Annotated in this window: 17 protein-coding genes, 1 tRNA gene and 1 other annotated feature; of the genes, 17 read left to right on the plus strand and 1 reads right to left on the minus strand. The window is 30.8% G+C overall.

What is annotated here, in order from left to right:
- Nucleotides 1-370 precede the first annotated feature (370 nt).
- The 17 genes from DY249_RS01235 (at nucleotide 371) to DY249_RS01315 (ending at nucleotide 18,461) form a co-directional block, all read left to right on the plus strand.
- On the plus strand, nucleotides 371-1,531 hold the full coding sequence (locus tag DY249_RS01235; RefSeq protein WP_101540935.1) for an ABC transporter substrate-binding protein: 1,161 nt from the start codon (nucleotides 371-373) through the stop codon (nucleotides 1,529-1,531).
- Between the two features lie 14 nt (nucleotides 1,532-1,545).
- Entirely contained in the window at nucleotides 1,546-2,580 is a 1,035-nt protein-coding gene (locus DY249_RS01240) for an ABC transporter permease (protein WP_115594907.1), read from the plus strand.
- On the plus strand, nucleotides 2,580-3,320 hold the full coding sequence (locus tag DY249_RS01245) for an ABC transporter ATP-binding protein (RefSeq protein WP_115594908.1): 741 nt from the start codon (nucleotides 2,580-2,582) through the stop codon (nucleotides 3,318-3,320). The genes DY249_RS01240 and DY249_RS01245 overlap by 1 nt, the downstream gene beginning before the upstream one ends.
- A gap of 58 nt (nucleotides 3,321-3,378) precedes the next feature.
- Nucleotides 3,379-3,609, plus strand: a binding site (T-box leader).
- Between the two features lie 76 nt (nucleotides 3,610-3,685).
- Nucleotides 3,686-4,927, plus strand: a complete 1,242-nt coding sequence (locus DY249_RS01250) for an argininosuccinate synthase (RefSeq protein ID WP_115594909.1) — start codon at nucleotides 3,686-3,688, stop codon at nucleotides 4,925-4,927.
- Between the two features lies 1 nt (nucleotide 4,928).
- Entirely contained in the window at nucleotides 4,929-6,299 is a 1,371-nt protein-coding gene (argH, locus tag DY249_RS01255; RefSeq protein WP_115594910.1) for an argininosuccinate lyase, read from the plus strand.
- A 20-nt stretch (nucleotides 6,300-6,319) separates the two neighbouring features.
- On the plus strand, nucleotides 6,320-7,795 hold the full coding sequence (locus DY249_RS01260; protein ID WP_115594911.1) for an ABC transporter substrate-binding protein/permease: 1,476 nt from the start codon (nucleotides 6,320-6,322) through the stop codon (nucleotides 7,793-7,795).
- Nucleotides 7,788-8,513, plus strand: coding sequence for an amino acid ABC transporter ATP-binding protein (locus tag DY249_RS01265; RefSeq protein WP_115594912.1), 726 nt, complete (start codon nucleotides 7,788-7,790; stop codon nucleotides 8,511-8,513). The genes DY249_RS01260 and DY249_RS01265 overlap by 8 nt, the downstream gene beginning before the upstream one ends.
- Before the next feature lie 57 nt (nucleotides 8,514-8,570).
- A tRNA-Leu gene (locus DY249_RS01270) sits at nucleotides 8,571-8,660 on the plus strand.
- Between the two features lie 98 nt (nucleotides 8,661-8,758).
- Nucleotides 8,759-9,589, plus strand: a complete 831-nt coding sequence (gene ispE / locus DY249_RS01275) for a 4-(cytidine 5'-diphospho)-2-C-methyl-D-erythritol kinase (RefSeq protein ID WP_115594913.1) — start codon at nucleotides 8,759-8,761, stop codon at nucleotides 9,587-9,589.
- Nucleotides 9,586-10,335 (plus strand): glutamate racemase, encoded by a 750-nt coding sequence (murI, locus tag DY249_RS01280; RefSeq protein ID WP_101540923.1) that lies wholly within the window; start codon nucleotides 9,586-9,588, stop codon nucleotides 10,333-10,335. The genes ispE and murI overlap by 4 nt, the downstream gene beginning before the upstream one ends.
- Nucleotides 10,336-11,244, plus strand: a complete 909-nt coding sequence (locus tag DY249_RS01285) for a Ppx/GppA phosphatase family protein (RefSeq protein WP_101540922.1) — start codon at nucleotides 10,336-10,338, stop codon at nucleotides 11,242-11,244.
- 3 nt (nucleotides 11,245-11,247) lie between these two features.
- Nucleotides 11,248-13,440 carry an RNA degradosome polyphosphate kinase gene (locus DY249_RS01290; RefSeq protein ID WP_101540921.1) on the plus strand — a complete coding sequence of 731 codons (2,193 nt, stop codon included), beginning with the start codon at nucleotides 11,248-11,250 and terminating at the stop codon, nucleotides 13,438-13,440.
- Nucleotides 13,441-13,662: 222 nt separating this feature from the next.
- Complete coding sequence (locus tag DY249_RS01295) at nucleotides 13,663-14,667, plus strand: M15 family metallopeptidase (RefSeq protein WP_115594914.1); 1,005 nt, start codon at nucleotides 13,663-13,665, stop codon at nucleotides 14,665-14,667.
- A gap of 76 nt (nucleotides 14,668-14,743) precedes the next feature.
- Nucleotides 14,744-15,115 carry a RidA family protein gene (locus tag DY249_RS01300; protein WP_115594915.1) on the plus strand — a complete coding sequence of 124 codons (372 nt, stop codon included), beginning with the start codon at nucleotides 14,744-14,746 and terminating at the stop codon, nucleotides 15,113-15,115.
- A 176-nt stretch (nucleotides 15,116-15,291) separates the two neighbouring features.
- Complete coding sequence (locus tag DY249_RS01305; RefSeq protein WP_115594916.1) at nucleotides 15,292-16,488, plus strand: amidohydrolase; 1,197 nt, start codon at nucleotides 15,292-15,294, stop codon at nucleotides 16,486-16,488.
- A gap of 50 nt (nucleotides 16,489-16,538) precedes the next feature.
- Nucleotides 16,539-16,991, plus strand: a complete 453-nt coding sequence (locus DY249_RS01310; protein WP_115594917.1) for a redoxin domain-containing protein — start codon at nucleotides 16,539-16,541, stop codon at nucleotides 16,989-16,991.
- 99 nt (nucleotides 16,992-17,090) lie between these two features.
- Complete coding sequence (locus DY249_RS01315; protein WP_115594918.1) at nucleotides 17,091-18,461, plus strand: aldehyde dehydrogenase family protein; 1,371 nt, start codon at nucleotides 17,091-17,093, stop codon at nucleotides 18,459-18,461.
- Nucleotides 18,462-18,491: 30 nt separating this feature from the next.
- Here the strand turns inward: DY249_RS01315 and DY249_RS01320 are convergent, their stop codons facing one another.
- Entirely contained in the window at nucleotides 18,492-19,712 is a 1,221-nt protein-coding gene (locus DY249_RS01320) for an FprA family A-type flavoprotein (protein WP_115594919.1), read from the minus strand.
- Nucleotides 19,713-19,768 lie beyond the last annotated feature (56 nt).

The raw sequence follows: 19,768 nt of genomic DNA on the forward strand, positions 1-19,768 counted from the left end.
TGTTTTTTATGTTTATTTTTTCGTGTCAATAAAATCGATTGACAAAAACTTGCTTATATGTTTAAATATCATAAGTAATATATTTAATTGTTAGCAAAATTGCCTTTATGGGTAGTTAAGTACACTTGCTATAAATTAATAAGATATATTTTTACTATAGATTGTCTAAAGATAGGATTTATTCCTTAGTACACACTTTAGGCTGATAAAGAAAGTTTGCTTTCTTAATAGGGAAAGTGTGCTCTTTTTTACTAATCTATAAGTAAAAAGCTTTAAAGATTACAAAGTTAAAAGAGACATCCCTGTAAAAATTTTTTACAGGTTTTTTTGTGCAAAAAAACTGATAATTACTACATATTAGGAGAAAGAAATGAATAATTTTAAAAAAATAGCATTAACTTTAGCAATGGCTTTATCTTTTACTGCATGTGTAAATGATAACCAAGAAACAAAAAAAGACGATACACAAGCAGAAATGCCAGCAGGAGATGAAAAAACTGATACTTCAGCTGAAAATGTAAATGATAAAGATTCACAAACAGTTGAAAAAGAAGCGGACAAAGAAGCAAATGATAACAAAGATGAAGATAATGATGTAGAAACTACTGGCAAAATGGAAGATGAACCACACTATGGCGAACCAATAAAAGTAGCTTATAATGGGGGAGTTTGTACAGGTGCCCCAGGAATTGCAGATGTTCGTGGAGAATTTAAAAAAAGAGGACTTGAAGTAGAATTTGTTAATGTAGAAAGTGATGTAGACTCAATTGGTACTCACACAGCAGATGCTACAGTAGGACACATTGCAAAATTCGTACCACCAACAATAAATGGTGTTGATATGGTATTTGCATCAGGTGCTCACACAGGTTGTAAATCTTTATATGTATTAGATAACGGAGAAATTAATGATACTGAAGGATTAAAAGGAAAAACTGTAGGATTCCCAGGATCAATCGGTAGTGCAGACCACAATATTGCTATAAGATTCTTTGATAAAGATGGTATAAAGCCTGATGAAGTTAATTACAAACAAGTAGAAATGTCTGCTATAGTTCAATCAATGGAAAGCGGTGAACTAGCAGGAGCAATCCTTTCAGATGAATATGCAGATAAATTTGTTCAAGATGGAACAATCAAAATGATCAGATCACTATCATTTGATGATGATTTCAAAGACGAAGCTTGTTGTGTAAATGCACTTAATGGTGATTTTGTAAGAGAAAATCCACTTATGGCAAAAGCTTACAACGAAGCAGTATTATCAACTCAAAAATGGATGGAAGATAACGTAGAAGATGCAGCTAAAATCTTATTCGATAATAACTGGGCAAGTGGAGACTTTGATACAGTTGTTAAAATGATGGATTCTTATAATTGGGCAGTTTCATTAGATGAAACAGAAGATACACTAGAAGGAGTTGTAGATGACTATAGAAAGCTTGGTATTATCGACTCAGATGTGAAAACTGAAGATTTCATTTCTAATTACTGGAATAGTTTAGGATTAAAAGATAGCGATATCAAATAGAAAATTTTAAAGTTATGAATGAAAAAAAAGATATAAAGGAAAATGCTCATCAAGGATATGACAAACTTGATGAGCAAGTTTCTGTTTCTAAAAAAAATAATAAGGCAAGAAATATTTTTAGATTGCTATTGCCATTAATTATGGGTCTTGCAGCAGTTTTTGAGTATATTTATGTGCCAAATAATAGACCCATGGCTAAGCAAACAAATTTTTATAATGGATTTTTGTGGATATTAATAGGGATTTATGTTTTAAGCCTTTTAATATCTATAAAAAATAAAAATTTAAGAGAAAAATTAATATTTAAGGCACCATTTTATAGTTTGATTATGGTAATATTAATTATTCTTGATGTACTAACCCTTAAAACAGAAAAACTAAGACTGCCATATTTTCCATATGTAGATATGATTTTTAATGCAATTGTAAAAGATAGTGACTATATTATGGAATCTACACTTTCTTCATTAAAATTATTATTTACAGGCTATCTAATAGGAAGCATACTCGGTCTAATTACAGGTATTTTATGTGGATATTCAAAAAAAGTATCCTACTGGGTAGAACCTTTTATGAAAATTTTAGGACCAATCCCAACTACAACATGGCTACCTGTAGTAATGGTTTTAGCAACTACACTCTTTAAAGGAGCTATATTTATAATTGCCCTTGGTGTTTGGTTTTCTGTAACTTTGGCTACCATGACAGGTATAAGAAGTGTAGATAAAAGCTATTATGAAGCGGCAAGAACTCTAGGTGCTAGCGAACATCAATTGGTAAGAAAAATTGCCATACCATCTGCACTTCCAAATATTTTTCAAGGTTTAACTGCAGGTATGAGCTCAGCTTGTACTTCACTTTTAATTGCAGAAATGATGGGAGTTGAGTCAGGACTTGGTTGGTATATCAATTGGAAAAAGTCTTGGGCAGAATATGCTAGTATGTATGGTGCAATTATTATAATTTGTTTGACATTTTTATTTGTAAACTGGGTTTTGAGAAAACTTAGAGATAGAGCCCTAATATGGCAAGAAGGAATGGTTAATTAATGAGTGAATTAGTTTTTAAAGATATTAATAAAGAATTTATAAGTCCTGATTCGCAAATGGTAACTCATGCCTTAAAAGATGTTAGTTTTACGATAAATGATGGTGAGTTTGTATCTATAGTGGGACCATCTGGTTGTGGTAAGTCTACAATTTTAAGATTAATTGCAGGTCTAATAGAGCCTACAAGTGGGTCTATAAAATTAAATGGGCAAGAAGTAAAGGGTACAGATAGCAATAGAGGTATGGTTTTTCAAAAACCAACTCTATTTCCATGGCTTACAGTAAAAGAAAATGTAGCTTTTTCTGGAAAATTAAAAAATAATCCTGATTATGAAAAAGTAGATGAGCTTTTAGAAAAAGTTGGCTTAATAGAATTTAAAGATGCATATCCTCATCACCTATCAGGAGGTATGGCACAAAGAGTAGCTCTTATTAGAACTATGATAAACGAGCCAAAAGTATTTTTGCTTGATGAACCGCTCGGAGCTTTAGATGCATTTACAAGAATGAATATGCAAGATGAGCTTTTAAAACTATGGGGTGAGAATAATACAATGATGATTATGGTAACCCATGACATAGATGAAGCTATCTATATGTCAAATAAAGTTATAGTTATGAAACCACGACCAGGACAGATAAGAGAAATTGTAAATATAGATATGGACTATCCAAGAGATAGGACAGATAAGAAGTTTACAGAATACAGAAATCATATATTACACATATTAAATATTTAAAAAATTTGACAAAGTAGTTAGAATAGGATAGAATGTCCTTAATTAGAATATTAGTCTTAAAAATGTGTTGAAGAGAAGAGTATTTATCTAAAAAGCTAAAAGCGAGTCCTAGATGGTGAAAGGGGATAAGTGGTTAGGTAAAGAAAAGAACCTCTGAGCTAATAAGTCGATACAAGGAGATTTATTCGGGAACTCCCGTTATAGAGTTAGAGTATTATTTGTACTTGATGAGGTTTATTTTGTGAGAAATAAATGAATATGGGTGGTAACACGAGCTTTCGTCCCTTTTTGGGGTGAAAGCTTTTTTTATTGCCAAGAAAATACACAGATGACTATATTTTAAAAAAATTTTTATGGAGGATATTATGTTAAAAAACGAATATGAAATATTAAAAGAAGCGAACAAAGTAGTATTAGCTTATTCTGGCGGCCTAGATACATCAGTTATGGTAACATGGCTTAGAGAACATGGTGTCAAAGAAGTCATTTGTGTATCAGTAGACCTAGGTCAAGTAGAAAATCCAAAAGCTTTGGAAGAAAAAGCCTTATCTTCAGGAGCTAGTAAATTTTATAATGTAAATGTAGAAGACGAATTTATAGAAGATTATGCCTTTAAATCTTTAAAAGCTGATGCAAAATATGAAAATGTATATTTACTAGGAACTGCAATTGCTCGTCCACTAATATCAAAAGTTTTAGTAGATGTAGCTAAAAAAGAAGATACAGATGTCATTGTTCATGGTTGCACAGGAAAAGGAAACGATCAAATACGTTTTGAACTTTCAATTATGGCACTTGCACCAGAAATCACTGTAATAGCACCATGGAGGATTTGGGATATAAAAAGTCGTAGCGAAGAAGAAGCTTATGCAAAAGAACACGACATAGAATTAAAAGTCAGCAAGGATGAAGATTATTCCATGGATGAAAATATATGGCACTTATCTCATGAAGGTTTAGATCTAGAAGATCCACAAAATGCAGCTGATTTAGAAAAAATATTATATTGGATAACTCCAGCAGAAAGAGCAGTAGATAAAGCTGAAATAGTGGAAATCGAATTTAAAAATGGAAATCCAATAGCCCTAAATGGAGAAAAGCTAAAAGGATCAGACTTGGTAAAAAAATTAAATACTATAGCTGGTAAACACGGTATAGGTATAGATGATATAGTAGAAAGCAGGATGGTAGGTATGAAATCCAGAGGAGTTTATGAAAATCCTGCAGCAAGTGTTTTATATTTTGCTCACGAAAAATTAGAAACAGTAACCCTACATCCAGATACCTTACAATATAAAGAAAAAATAGCCCTAGATTATGCAAAATTAGTGTATGCGGGTAAGTGGATGACACCATTAAAAGAAGCTATGGATGCTTTTATTGAGAAAACTCAAGAAAATGTAAATGGTAAAGTAAAGGTAAAATTATATAAGGGTTCAATGCAACCAGCTGGAATTTTTGCAACAAATTCCTTATACTTAGAAGAATATGCAACATTTGAAGAAGATGATGTATATAACCAATCAGATGCCACTGGATTTATTAATCTATTCGGCTTAAGTACAAAAATTTATGCAAAAGCAATAAAAGAAGGTGAAAATAAATAAGATGAAATTATGGAGTGGAATGCTATCAGGTGATTTGGACAAATTTGCTGAAGAATTTAACTCATCAATTAAAATTGATCAACGATTAGTATTTGATGATATAAAAGGATCCATTGCCCATGTAAAAATGCTAAGAAAAACTGCTATCTTAGAAAAAAATGAAGCTGATCAAATTATCAAAGGACTAGAAGTTATAAAGCAAAAGCTTTTAGATGGATCATTAAAAGTAGATTTAACTAGCGAAGACGTTCATACCTTTGTAGAATCAGCTTTAATTGATGAAATTGGAGAGCTTGGCAAAAAAATGCATACGGCAAGGTCTAGAAATGATCAAGTAACAACAGATTTAAAATTAAATTTAAGAGATGAAAGCAAAGAAATTTTAAAGTTTTTAAAAAAATATATAAATGTTCTTTGTAAAAAAGCTAAAGAAAATAAAGATACAATTATGCCGGGCTACACACATTTACAAGCTGCACAGCCAGTAACATTTGCCCATCACTTGATGGCCTACTCTATGATGGGTCTTCGTGATTTGGAAAGGCTAGAAGATTACAAAAAAAGATTAAACTTTTCACCGCTTGGTGCTTGTGCTTTAGCTGGCACAACTTATCCAATTGATCGAGAATTTACTGTAAAAGAGCTAGGATTTGATAGTCTCATGCAAAATTCTATGGATGCAGTAAGTGATAGAGACTATATTCTAGAATTACAATCAGTTTTATCGATAATTGGCATACATTTATCAAGACTTTCAGAAGAATTGATAATCTGGTCATCCCAGCCTTATCACTTTGTGAAAATAGATGATAAGTTTTCCACTGGATCATCCATTATGCCTCAAAAGAAAAATCCAGATATGGCAGAGCTTATTAGAAGTAAATCTGCAAGGCTGATAGGAAATATGAATCAATCATTTGTAATGATGAAAGGATTGCCACTAGCATATTCAAAAGATATGCAGGAAGATAAGAAATCTATTTTTGATAGTGTAGATGCAATAAAAATGGCACTTCAAGTTATGGCAGGGCAAATTGAAACATTGACAGTAAATAAAGAAAAAATGTTAAAAGCTTGCAAAGATGGATTTTTAAATGCTACTGATGTGGCAGATTATTTGGTAAATAAGGGACTAAGCTTTAGAGATGCCCATCATATTTCGGCAAGACTTGTAAAATATGGCATAGAAAATAATAAGGGTTTAGATGAAATAGAATTAGTAATTTATAAGAATGAATCAGAATTATTTGAAGAAGATATTTATGATGAAATTGATATAATAAAATGCGTTAATGAAAGAAAATCTCTAGGCGGACCTGCAAAAAGCGAAGTGGAAAGACAAATAAAATTTGTCCAAGAAAAAATACGATAGAATTATTAGATGGAGTAATAATGAAAAACAGATTTAAGAAACTTTGTGCGATTATTTTTACCTTATGTTTATTGTTGCCTGGTAAAGTACAAGCATCAAGTGAAAAAGAAGATGGAAAAGTTCTTGATTTTGGAACAAGCGCAGATTTTCCACCATATGAATATTATGAAGGTGATGAAATAGTAGGAATCGATCCTGATATATTAAGAGCTATTGGGGATTATATGGGAGTTGAAGTTAGACTTCACGATATGGATTTTAATAATATAATTGCAAGCATTGATTCAGGAAAAATAGATGGAGGAGCTGCTGGATTTACAGTTACAGAAGAACGTAAAAAATCAGTAAACTTTACAGATTCATTTACAAAAACAAGCCAAATTATAATCACTAGAAAAGATTCTGATAAAAAAGAAGTAGAAGATTTAAATAATGGAATAAAAATTGGGACCCAGTTGGGAACAATTGGAGATACTATAGCCAAAGATGACTTTGGAGAAGAAAATGTAAATTCTTTTAATAAAGTTCCAGATGCTATCTTGTCCTTACAAAATAAAAAGATCGATGCAGTTATTTTAGATAAGCATTCTGCAGAAAATTTTGTAAATGCCAATAAAGATTTAACTATAATAGAAACACCTTATCTTGAGGAAGAATATGCTATAGCTATTAGTAAAGATAATCCAGAACTTTTAGAAGATATGAATGAAGCTATTGCAGCTTTAAAAGAATCTGGAGAAATAGACAAAATAATGGATAAATATCAAAAAAGCGATGATAAGCAAGCTAGTAAGGGCATATTTGGAAGGTTTAAGTCAAATATTATAGATAATGGGGCTTGTAAATATCTATTAGATGGATTAAAGACAACACTGATAGTGACAATATGCGCTTTAATTATTTCTTTTGCTCTTGGCTTATTAATAGCTCTAGTGAGAGCTGCAAATATTGATCAGGCTTATGAAAACAATGGATTTGGAAGTGTATTAATAAATATTCTTGATAAAATATTTGCACTTTTTGTATCAATTATTCGTGGTACACCTTCTACTATTCAACTTTTAATAATGTTTAATGTTATTTTAGTGAACTTAGATAATCTTATGTTAGTTGCAATAATTTCCTTTGCTCTAAACTCATCAGCCTATATGTCAGAGCTTTTTAGAGGAGGGATCAATTCAGTTGCCAAGGGAGAAAAAGAAGCTGCAAGAAGCCTTGGACTTAGCAATTTTCAGACTATGAAAAAGGTTACTATGCCACAAGCATTAAAAAATTCCTTGCCAGCTTTAGGCAATGAAGTAATTACCTTATTTAAAGAAACTTCAATTGCTGGATTTATAGGACTTGCCGACCTAACCCGTGGTGCTTCTATAGTAATAAGTCAAACTTTCGATGCGGCTACAGCATATTTTTCTGCTGCTATAATATATTTAGTAATTGTTTTAATAATCGAGAAAATATTTAAGGAAATAGAAAGGGCGAACCTTTATGCTTAAAGTAAATAATTTAGAAAAATCATATGGTAAATTAAAAGTGCTTGATAAAGTAAATTTACAGGTAGAAAAAAATGATGTGATTTCAATTATCGGTCCATCAGGATCAGGGAAATCAACATTATTAAGATGCCTAAACCTTCTAGAAAAGCCAAATGGTGGAGAAATATTTTTTGAAGGTAAAAAAATAAATGATCCAGCAGTTGACATAAATAAATTAAGAGAAGAAATGGGTATGGTTTTTCAAAATTTCAACCTATTTTCAAATATGCCTATAATAGATAATTTAACTCTCGCTCCAGTTATGAGAGGGAAGATGACAAAGAAAGAAGCAAATGATAAGGCTATGAGACTTCTTGAAAGAATTGGTCTAAGCCAAAAGAAAATGGTATATCCAGTTAGCCTTTCTGGGGGACAAAAACAAAGAGTAGCTATTGCTCGTGCACTAATGATGAATCCAAAACTAATGCTTTTTGATGAGCCAACCAGTGCCCTTGACCCAGAAATGGTCGGTGGAGTTTTAGAAATGATGCAAGAACTTGCCGATGATGGTATGACCATGGTAGTAGTAACTCACGAAATGGGATTTGCCAGAGAAGTTTCAAATAGAGTTGTTTTTATGGATGGGGGAAATATTGTGGAAGAAAGCAGCAGTCCTCAAGAATTTTTTGCTAATCCAAAAAACGAACGCAGCAAGCAATTTTTATCACAAGTCATTTAAAGGTTAACCTTTATTTGACTTTTTTTAAATTTGGGTGTATCATGATTTAGTATTTACGCAGGATTGGCGGAATTGGCAGACGCGCAAGACTAAGGATCTTGTGACCGATTTTAGGTCGTGGAAGTTCAAGTCTTCTATCCTGCACCACAATATATGATATCTTTAGGGTAATATGCTGATTGTGAGCATATTATTTTTTTTGTTCAAAATTGATAAATTTTGTTATAATTAGAGCTGAGGTTAAAATGATTAGAAAATGTTTTGCAAAAATAAACTTAACTTTGGATAGCTTGTATAAGCGTAGTGATGGTTATCACGAAATAGATACCATTATGGTGCGTATAGGCTTATTTGACGAGCTTGAAATAAAGGCAAATGATAGTGGAGATTTTAATTATTCTTCAAATTTAAATAGTATATGCCCTGTAGAAGATAATCTAGTTTATAAAGTTTGGGATATTTTAAAAGATAAAACAAATAATCCAGGGGTGGATGTTTATTTAAAGAAAAATATTCCGCTGGCAGCGGGTCTAGCTGGTGGATCAACTGATGCAGCTGAGATGATAAAAGGACTAGACGAGCTTTGGCAGCTTAATTTATCAAAAAAAGAAATGATGGATATTGGAGCTAGCATAGGTGCGGATATTCCCTTTTTCTTTGAAGATTCTACATCAAGAGCTAGGGGCATAGGTGAGATTATAGATCCATTTAAAAATAGGCTTGATATGAAAATACTATTAGTCAATGACGGGACAGAGATTTCTTCAGCTGAAGTATATAAAAGGCTTGATGACTATGGCCATGTTGAAAATGATCTGATTATAGAAAAGCTTAAAAATGGAGATCATTCAGCTATTTTCTATTTTGAAAATGTTATGGAAGATGTTGCAACAGATCTTTTCCCTCACTTGTTAGATATAAAGAGCGATTTTTTAGATAATAATGCTGAAGTTTGCCTTATAAGTGGTAGTGGAGCTTCTATATTTGGAATATTTATGGATGATGAAAGCCTTGAAAATGCCTATATAGATATGAAAGATAAATATGAATTTGTAAAAAAGGTGGAATTAATATGACAAATATTGGAGTATTTGATTCTGGTCTGGGTGGACTAAGTGTTTTAAATGAATTAGTTAAGAAAAAAAATGCAAATTATTATTATCTAGGGGATAGTCTAAGAGCCCCATATGGAAGTCGTCCACAAAAAGAAATAATTAAATTTTCCGATGAAATTGTAAATTTTTTGGAAAAATACAATATCGACAGATACATAATAGCTTGTAATACAATTTCAACATTGGCAACAGATTTTTTGCAAGAGAAATACCAAAAGCCTTTTTATCCTATTACCAAAGCAGGTTTAGAAAATGCTCTACTTTTTAAAGGAGATTATCTAGTACTAGGAACTCAAGCCACAGTTGATAGTCATTTTTACAAAAATTCTATTGAAAAATTATCCTCTAGCAAAGTTTATGAAATAGCAGCTCCAAATTTAGTAAAATTAATTGAAAATGGAGATATTGAGGGACCTTTAATGGATAAAGAATTAAAGAGCTATTTAGAAATTGCTAATCAAAAACAAATACCAAATATTATTTTAGGATGTACTCATTATCCGATTATAAGAAATTCTATAGAGAAAAATTTAAACTATAATGCAAATATAATAAATCCTGCAAGTAATATTGGTAAAAAAATAAATTTTGAAGATAGCGATGATATATCAGTTAATATATTTATGACTAAAGTAAATGAAGAGAATAAAAAATTAATAGACAAAATCCTAGATTGTAATTACTATCTGGAGGAAAAGGAGATTTAAATGATATATGCAGTAATAGATATAGGATCAAATACTGTAAGGCTATCTGTGTACAAAATACATGGAGATAAAGTTACCAATTTATTTAATGAAAAAGAGCAAGCTTCCTTAAAAACTTATGTAAAAGATGGGGTCCTTTCAGAAAAAGGAATACAAAGGCTAATAGAAACTCTTAAAAACTTTAAATCAGTGGTAGATAATTTTGAAGATATTGATGAACTTCATCCATTTGCAACAGCAACTATAAGAGATGCTGCCAATAGACAAGAAATCCTTGATAGGGTAAAAGATGAGCTTGATTTAGATATTGAAATTATTAGTGGGGAAGAGGAAGCTAAACTTTCTTTTATAGGAGCTAGTTCATCTGTAGATGTTTCTCGTGGCGTTTTGACAGATATTGGTGGTGGATCATCTGAAGTTGTAATAATCGACCAACATAAGGTTATAAAATCAACTTCTTTGTCAGTAGGATCATTATCTGCCTTTAATGATTATGTTGATGGTCTATTTTTAAGTAAAGATGAAAAAAAATCAATAGATAGCGAGGTTAAGTCACTCCTCGAATCAAATAAAATGTATAGAGAAGACCATGATTTACTATGTGCTGTAGGTGGTACAGCCCGTGCTACTATGAAATTTTATAATGAATATTATAACGAATCAACTTCCAATACGGTAATGGATGCTTCAAAATTAAATGATATGATAAAAGATTTTATCGAAAAAGAACCAAGAGAGATTTTAGATGCTATTTTAGCGGTAAAACCCGATAGGGTTCATACATTACTTCCTGGTATGGTTATATTAAATCGTTTGGCCAAATATTTTTATTGTGAAAAAATAAGTATTAGTCAAACTGGTGTAAGAGAAGGGTATGTATATAATAAATTACTAGGAAGGAATAATTAAAAAATGACAGATATATCTTTTACTCAGAATAGAGAACTTTCATGGTTAAAATTTGATCAAAGAGTGCTAGAAGAAGCGAATGATAAAGATGTACCAATTTTAGAAAGACTTAGATTTTTCTCGATTTTTGATACTAACCTAGAAGAATTTTTTATGGTTAGGGTAGGTAGTTTATCAGACTTTAAAAATTTAAAGAAAAAACCAGTCGATAGTAAATCTGGTATGACCAGCGATGAACAAATCGAAGCAATTTTGACAGAGTGTATCGATCTTTATAGAAAAAAAGACCAAGTTTATGAACAAATAGTTGATGATCTTAAAGTAAATGGTATTAATTTGCTTAAAGTTTCCGAACTGAATGAAAAAGATAGAAAATCTGTAGAGTATTATTTCAATACAAAAATTGAACCTATACTGAATTTTCAAGTAGTAGATAGGGTTCACCCTTTCCCAAGGCTACCAAATTTAGCCTTATGTGTACTTTTCTCTTTAGTAGGGCAGAAGGATGAAGAGAGTAAAAATATAGGTCTTATACAAGTGCCAGATAAAATTAAAAGATATTTAAAAATAAATGACACTACTTTTGTGTTCATTGAAGACATTATAAAAGAGTTTGGCTACCAAGTTTTTGAAGGCTATGATGTAGTTAACAAATATATAATATCTTTAACTCGTAATACCGATATTTCATATGACGACGATGACTATGATATAGATCAAGACTTTAGAGATTATATGAAAGGCAAATTAAAAAAAAGAAAAAGACTGCACCCAGTAAGAATTGAGGTAGACCAAGACTTATCGGATTCATCGGTAGAGTTTTTAACTAAAAAGTTTGACTTAGAAAAAGAGGACGTTCTAGTAACAAAATCCTTAATGCAAGCAGGATTTTTATTTGGATTAGCAGAAGATTTGCCAGACAATATAAAATCTAAGCATAGCTATAAGCCATTTAGTCCACAAGCATCTGTAATGGTAGATCCAACTAGAAAAATGATTGATCAGATAAATGACAAAGATATATTTTTATCATTCCCATACGAATCAATGGATCCTGTTATTAGGTTATTAGAAGAAGCTGCAGAGGATGATACAGTAGTTTCTATAAAAATCACCCTATATAGAATAGCTCACGATAGCAAAATAGCAAAAGCTTTAATAAAAGCAAGTGAAAATGGCAAAGATGTTATAGTTTTAATGGAATTGCGCGCAAGATTTGATGAGGATAATAATATATTATGGTCATCAAAATTAGAAGATGCAGGATGTAAAATTTTGTATGGTTTTGATAATTATAAAACTCACTCTAAAATTTGCCTTATAACAAGAGTTGACTACCAAGGAAATATTAACTACATTACTCAAGTAGCAACAGGTAATTATAACGAAAAAACAGCCAAATTATACACAGACTTTTCATTAATGACTTCAAATGGAGCTATAGGACTAGATGCAAAAGACCTATTTGATAATGTCATGCTAGGAAATCTTGAAGGTGAATATAAAAATCTAATGGTTAGTCCAAAATCTATGCAAGATGGTTTAGATAAGTTAATAGATGAACAAATTAGAATTCAAGAAGAAAGTGGAAATGGCTACATTAGGTTAAAATTAAATTCTATTTCAGATAGGATTCTAATAGAAAAACTTTCAGAAGCCTCAAATGCTGGAGTAAAAATTGTTATGCTTGTTAGAGGAATAACTTGCATATTACCAGATATTAAAGATCGCACAGAAAATGTAGAAATATATTCAATAGTAGGTAGATTTTTGGAGCACCACAGAGTTTACCAATTCGGTAAGGGAGATTGTGCAAAAGTATATATTTCTTCAGCTGACTTTATGACTAGAAATATAAGGCATAGGATGGAAGTGGCAGTTCCTATTTATGATGATGTTATTAAAAAAAGAATTATAAAATTTATGGACCTAATGCTATCTGATGATGTAAAAATCAGAAAGATGCTTTCAAATGGTGAATATACAAAAGTACAAAATATAAATAATATAGATGCTCAAGCAACTTTAGCTAGCCATGCCAAAAAACGTAGCCTACAAGCTGAAGAAGATAGAGCAGCAGAAAAAGTTGCAAAAAGAAATCAAAGAAAGCACGAAAATAACATAAGTGAAGAAAGAAAAAATCTAAAGAAAAGAAGAAATTATTTGCAAAGAATAGCAGATATTTTCAGAAAGTAATCAATATTTATAAAATTAAGAAAAAATCGACTAATCAGTCGATTTTTTTTGTTTTTTATTAAAATAAAGTCATTTTACCCCTATTAAATTTACTAGAATCATGCTATAATGTTAATAAATAGTTAATAAATCACTTTGCATAAAATTGAGATATATTTTATAAAAGAGATTTCCCTCAGTCAAAAATTACTATAATATTGAAATAAATGAATAGGAACAAATATGTCTAACAAAGGTATCAGAGAAAAAAAGAGAAAACAAGAGAGAAAAAGAAAAGCTAGAAATAAAAAAATCATAACTACAGGATTATCTTTAGTATTAGTAGGAAGCCTATATCAATTTGCTTTTAAAGGAAATAGTGACAACGAATTTCAAATTTCAAGACCAAGTGAGATTAGGCAAGCCTCTGGTGATCTTCAACAACTTAAAGAAGAGACAGTAGAAGAAAAAAATGACAAAATCTATGTTGCTACAGATTTTGGGTTTACTGATGCAGATATTGATAAAAGTCAAGCCTTAGAAGATGATAAGTATAGTGATGAATTAAAAGAATATGTACTTTGTGCACAAACACAATATGCTTATCAATTTCCAAATGATTATTCAAAAACTGAAAAATACATAGAAAAAGGAACATATGTACCATATTTTGGTACAGAAAACGGCTTTTCTAAGGTAAAATTAGATGATACCTATTATTATGTAAATAAGTTTGGATTATCAAAACTTCCAGAAGATAAGAAAATAAAGGTTGTAAATGGTCTAGCTTATGTAAGTGAAAACTATCCTTTGCCAGAAGATTTTGATCCAGGAGTGGATAAAACTGCTAGACGTGCTTATGAAACTATGCGTCAAGATATGCAACGTCAAAATTTAGATCTTAAAATTGCATCTGACTATAGGGGATATAACTTAGAGAAAAAAATGTTTGAAGTTTCTGAACCAGATAGCTCAGAAGCTGGTACAAACGAACATCAACTTGGCTCTGCCTTTGACTTTTTTACAGAAGGAAGCAAGTATAACGATAAATTTGAAAAAACAGCAAGTTACGATTGGTTAGCAAAAAATGCTTACAAATACGGTTTTATTGAAAGATATCCAAAGGGTAAGGAAAATAAAACTGGTCATAAGGCTCAGCCTTGGCATTTTAGATTTGTAGGTGTTGAAAATGCAAAGAATATCTACGAAAATGATCTTACACTTGAGGAATATTTGAAAATTAATTAAAAAATTCCTTGAATTATTTTGTGATTTGTTATATAAATGTAATGTAAAACATTTAAAAATTTAAGGAGATATAATTATGAAATCATTTCACACAGAAAAAGCACCAGCAGCAGTAGGACCATATGTACAAGCGATTGGTACAGAAGAATTTGTATTTACATCAGGTCAAATTCCATTAAATCCAGAAAATGGAGAATTAGTAACAGAAATCTCTGCTGCCGCTAGACAATCATTAAATAATATAAAAGCTATCTTAGAAGAATCTGGTTCATCACTTGATAAAGTAATCAAATGTACAGTATTCTTAGCAGATATTAATGATTTTGCAGCAGTTAATGAAGTTTACAAAGAATTCTTTGATGAACATAAACCAGCAAGATCAGCTATACAAGTAGCTGCACTTCCATTAGGAGCACCATTAGAAATCGAAGCAATAGCTTCATTATAATTTATTATTTGAAACGGCAATGTAATTATTGCCGTTTTTATTTGCAAATTTTACAATCGAAATTTTCTTTATTTAAGGTAAAGTAACTATAATGATCCGTAAATTTTCATTATTATTTAAAATTAAGAATTTATTATAAATTACAATGAATAAAGTAAGGTCTAATTGGAGTAAAAATGAGCATATCAAATGATAGTATAACAAAAAGCGTAGAAATTATTGAGAATTATCTTGTAAAAACTAGAAGGTACCTTCATGAAAATCCAGAACTATCTGGTGAAGAATTTGAAACCAGCAAATTTTTAAAATCTGAAGTCCAAAAATTAAATTTACCGATTACAGAAGTAGAAGGCACAGGTTTTTATGCAATCCTTGATACAGAAAAAGTAGGAAAAACTATAGGTCTTAGAACTGATATAGATGCACTGCCAATAGTAGAAAAAGAAGAAAATCAAAAAGCAAAAAGAGTCTGCAAATCAAAAGTAAATGGCAAGTTTCATGCTTGTGGTCATGATGGTCACATGGCAATACTTTTAGCAGCTATGCATATACTAGTTAAGAATAAAGATAATTTAAAAGGAAAAATTATTTTTATTTTTAAAGAGGGCGAAGAAATATGCTCAGGGATAGGAAAAATGGTAGAAGCCTTAGAAAAAGAAAAAATAGATGCTATATATGGAGCCCATCTAGCAGCTTTTTTAGATACTGGAAAAATTGCTATAGATGCAGGTCCTGTTATGGCAGGCAATGCTATAGTTGATTTTACAGTACGTGGTAAGGGTGGGCATGGGTCTCGTCCTGACTTGTCAATAAATCCAATATTTGCAGTTACAAATATTATTAATGGACTAGCAAGTGCATGGGTAAATCGTGTTGATGTTAGAAAAACGGTCACTCTTGGTCTTGGCATGATAAATGGTGGTACAATTGCAAATGTAATTCCAGATGAAGTTAGGGTTGCAGGAACTTTAAGATACTTTGATATAGAAGAAGGCAAAAAAGCCCTAGAATTTGTTAGAAAAGTAGGCTCTCTAACAGCCGAGGCCCACGAATGCCAATTTATAGAAAATAAAATAATTCAAGATAATGATCCTGTAATAAATGATAAAATTTTATCTGAATTTATCCAAAATTCAATAGAAGATATTATGCCAGACTCTTTAGCTAAAGATATAATTTGGTTTGCTTCAGAATCTTTTGCAGGATATAGCAAGCTTTGTCCAACAGCTCTTGCAATGATTGGTACAAAAAATAAAGAAGTAGGTTCAGGAGCTGAACACCACAATGAATACTTTGATATAGATGAAAAGTCACTAACTATAGCTACTACAATTATGGTTAAATTTGCTAATGATTTTTTAAAGGCTAATTAGTTGGGTATATATTATATCATAGTAAAATAAGAATCTAAAAGGAGTGTATTATGACTATTAATGTAAACGAAAAAGCACCAGAATTTTCACTAAAAGACCAATACAAAAATGATATAAACTTATCAGATTTAAAAGGCAAAAAAGTAATTCTTTCTTGGCATCCACTTGCATTTACATCTGTTTGTACAGATCAAATGAGATCTTTAGAAAGAAATTATGATAGAATCCAAGAAAAAGGGGATACAGTGGTTATTGGGCTATCCATAGATCCATTCCCAGCAAAACAAAAATGGGCAGATATGCTCTGCATAGAAAATGTAAAAATCGCATCAGATTTCTTCCCATATGGAGAAGTTACTAAAGCTTATGGTTTGTTTAATGAAGAAAATGGAGCTAGTCAAAGAGCAAATGTAATTATCGATGAAGAAGGAAAAGTAAAATGGGTAAAGGTTTATGAACCATCTGAACTACCTGACATCGAAGAAGTAATAGAAAATTTATAATAAGATAGATGACCTTCTAGATAGCTAGAAGGTTTTATTTTTTTACATATTTTAGGGTAAGAATAAATAAAAGAGTACGAAAAACTAAGGAGATAATAAATGAATTTAGCAAATATAGTAGATCTGCAAAGAGAATATTTTTATTCTGGTCAGACAAAAACCTTGGGATTTAGGTTAACAAATTTACAAAAATTAAAAGATTTGCTAGTCAAATTTGAAGATAATATTCTAATGGCTCTTGCAAAAGATTTAGGAAAGTCCAATTTTGAGGCTTATTCAACAGAATTAACTATGGCTTATGAAGAAATAAATTTAGCTATAGACAGTTTAGAAGATTGGATGAAGCCAATTTATGAAAAAACTTCTCTAATGTCTATGCCAGCAAAATCATATACACTATATGAACCAATGGGCGTTACTTTGATTATTTCACCATGGAATTATCCGTTCTTATTAGCTGTAGATCCAATAATAGGAGCTATGGCAGCAGGCAATACTATAATTTTAAAAACAAGTAGGAAATCAAAACACACATCAAATTTGCTAAGAGAATTAGTTAATGCAAATTTTGATTCTAGATATTTATATGTTGTAGATAATAAAGAAGTAAGTCACGAAGAGCTACTTTCTTATAATTACGATCATATTTTTTACACTGGTAGAGCAGAAGTTGGTAAAACAATAATGCAAGCTGCAAGCAAAAACTTATCCAAAGTTACTTTGGAACTAGGCGGTAAATCTCCTGCTATTATAGAAAGCGATGCAAATATAGGATTGGCTGCTAGATCTATTGCCTGGGGAAATACTATAAATGCTGGGCAAACATGTGTATCTCCAGATTATATATTAGTAAATGCAGCTGTCAAAGATAAATTTATAAAAGAATTAAAAAAAGCTTTGATAGAGTTTTATGGACTAGATCCAATCCATTCTTCTGATTATGCAAATATAATAAATGAAGAGCATTTAGAAGATTTAGTATCTTTACTAAAAGATCAAACTATAGTTTATGGTGGTAGGTATGATAGCAAAAACTTGAGACTAGAACCTACTATTGTAGATGGGGTTGATTTCAATAACAAACTTATGGACAAAGAGATATTTGGTCCAATTTTTCCAATTATAAGCTATACTAATTTAAATGACATTTTATATAAGGTAAAAACTTTACCAAAACCACTAGCTCTTTACTTATTCACAGAAGATGAGAGAATTAAAGAGAAAGTAATGTATAATATGGAATTTGGAAATGGCATGGTAAATGATACCTTGATGATGGTATCAAATCCTTACTTGCAATTTGGTGGTGTAGGATATAGTGGTCAAGGTGGCTATCATGGTTATTATGGATTTAAAAATTTCTCCAACCAAAAATCTATTATGCAAGCTAAATCTAATTTCGAAATGAAATTAAAATATCCACCATATGATGATGGAGCTTTGAAAATAATTAAAAAGATAAAAAAATAAAGGAGCCAGTTAGGCTCCTTTATTTTTATATTAATATTCTTGTGAATCTATATCTTTTTTTATGGCTTTTGCTAATTCTTTGATTTGATCAACTTGTTCTTCTTTTACTGATGAATTTATTAATACATCTTCTCCAACATATGTGTGTTTGCCATTATCTAATATTTCTTTTGAAGTTTTAAGGCTTGTACCACCCCATGACCAGTTATTTAAGAAAGAAATATGTCTATTTTGGTAGCTTGTTCCAGCTAATTCTTGTAAAAATGCTTCCATTTTGTAATATAAACCTGAATTGTAGTTTATTGGTGCAAATACAGCATTGCTATATTTATGGCATTCTGCTATTGCATATGAAGGATCTACGTCAGATACATCATATATTTTTATATCTTCTGTAAGACCTAGTTCTGCAAGTTCTTTTGCTAAAATATCGGCAGCTTGCTCTGTATCGCCATACATGGAAGAATATACAATTACAATTCCTTTTTCTTCTGGAGTGTATGTTGACCAATTATTGTACTTGTCCATAATAAAAGCAACTGATTCTGGATCATCATAAACTGGTCCGTGTAATGGTAAAATAGCATTGATTTCAAGATCAGATACTTTATTAAATACTGCTTGAACTTGTTTGCCAAATTTACCAACTATGTTGATATAATATCTACGTGCTTGGTCTAACCAATCGCCTTTATACATAACGTTTTTAGCTTTTAAATGACCTTCTATGGCATTAAATGAACCAAAAGCATCTGCTGAGAATAAAATTTTGTTATTTGTTTCATATGACATCATCACTTCTGGCCAGTGAACCATAGGTGCCATTACAAATTTAAGATTGTGCTTGCCAAGATTTAGCTCATCGCCTTCTTTTACTTCATAATATCTGTCTTTAAATTCATCATTATAAAATTGTTCGTAAAATTTGAATGTTTTTGCATTTCCGACTAATTTGGCATTTGGCCATTTTCTCATGCAAAAATCTATATTTCTACAATGATCAGGTTCCATATGGTGAACAACTATATAATCTAAATCTTCACCATCAAGTGCTGCTTCAATATTTTCTAAATATTGTCTAGTAAAACCTGCTTCTACACTATCAAGTAAAATATTTTTTTCATCTTTAATTACATAAGAAGAATATGAAACACCATTTTCAACTGGGAACATATTTTCAAATCTGTCTATTCTTCTGTCATTTACTCCTACATAGTAAATGTCATCTAGAATTTCTCTGATATTTTGCATTTTTCCTCCTAAATACATTTATCTTGTCTTCCTTATTATACGACTTATCATATTAT

It is taken from the genome of Anaerococcus octavius (assembly GCF_900445265.1).
GTDB classification, from domain to species: Bacteria; Bacillota; Clostridia; order Tissierellales; family Peptoniphilaceae; genus Anaerococcus; species Anaerococcus octavius.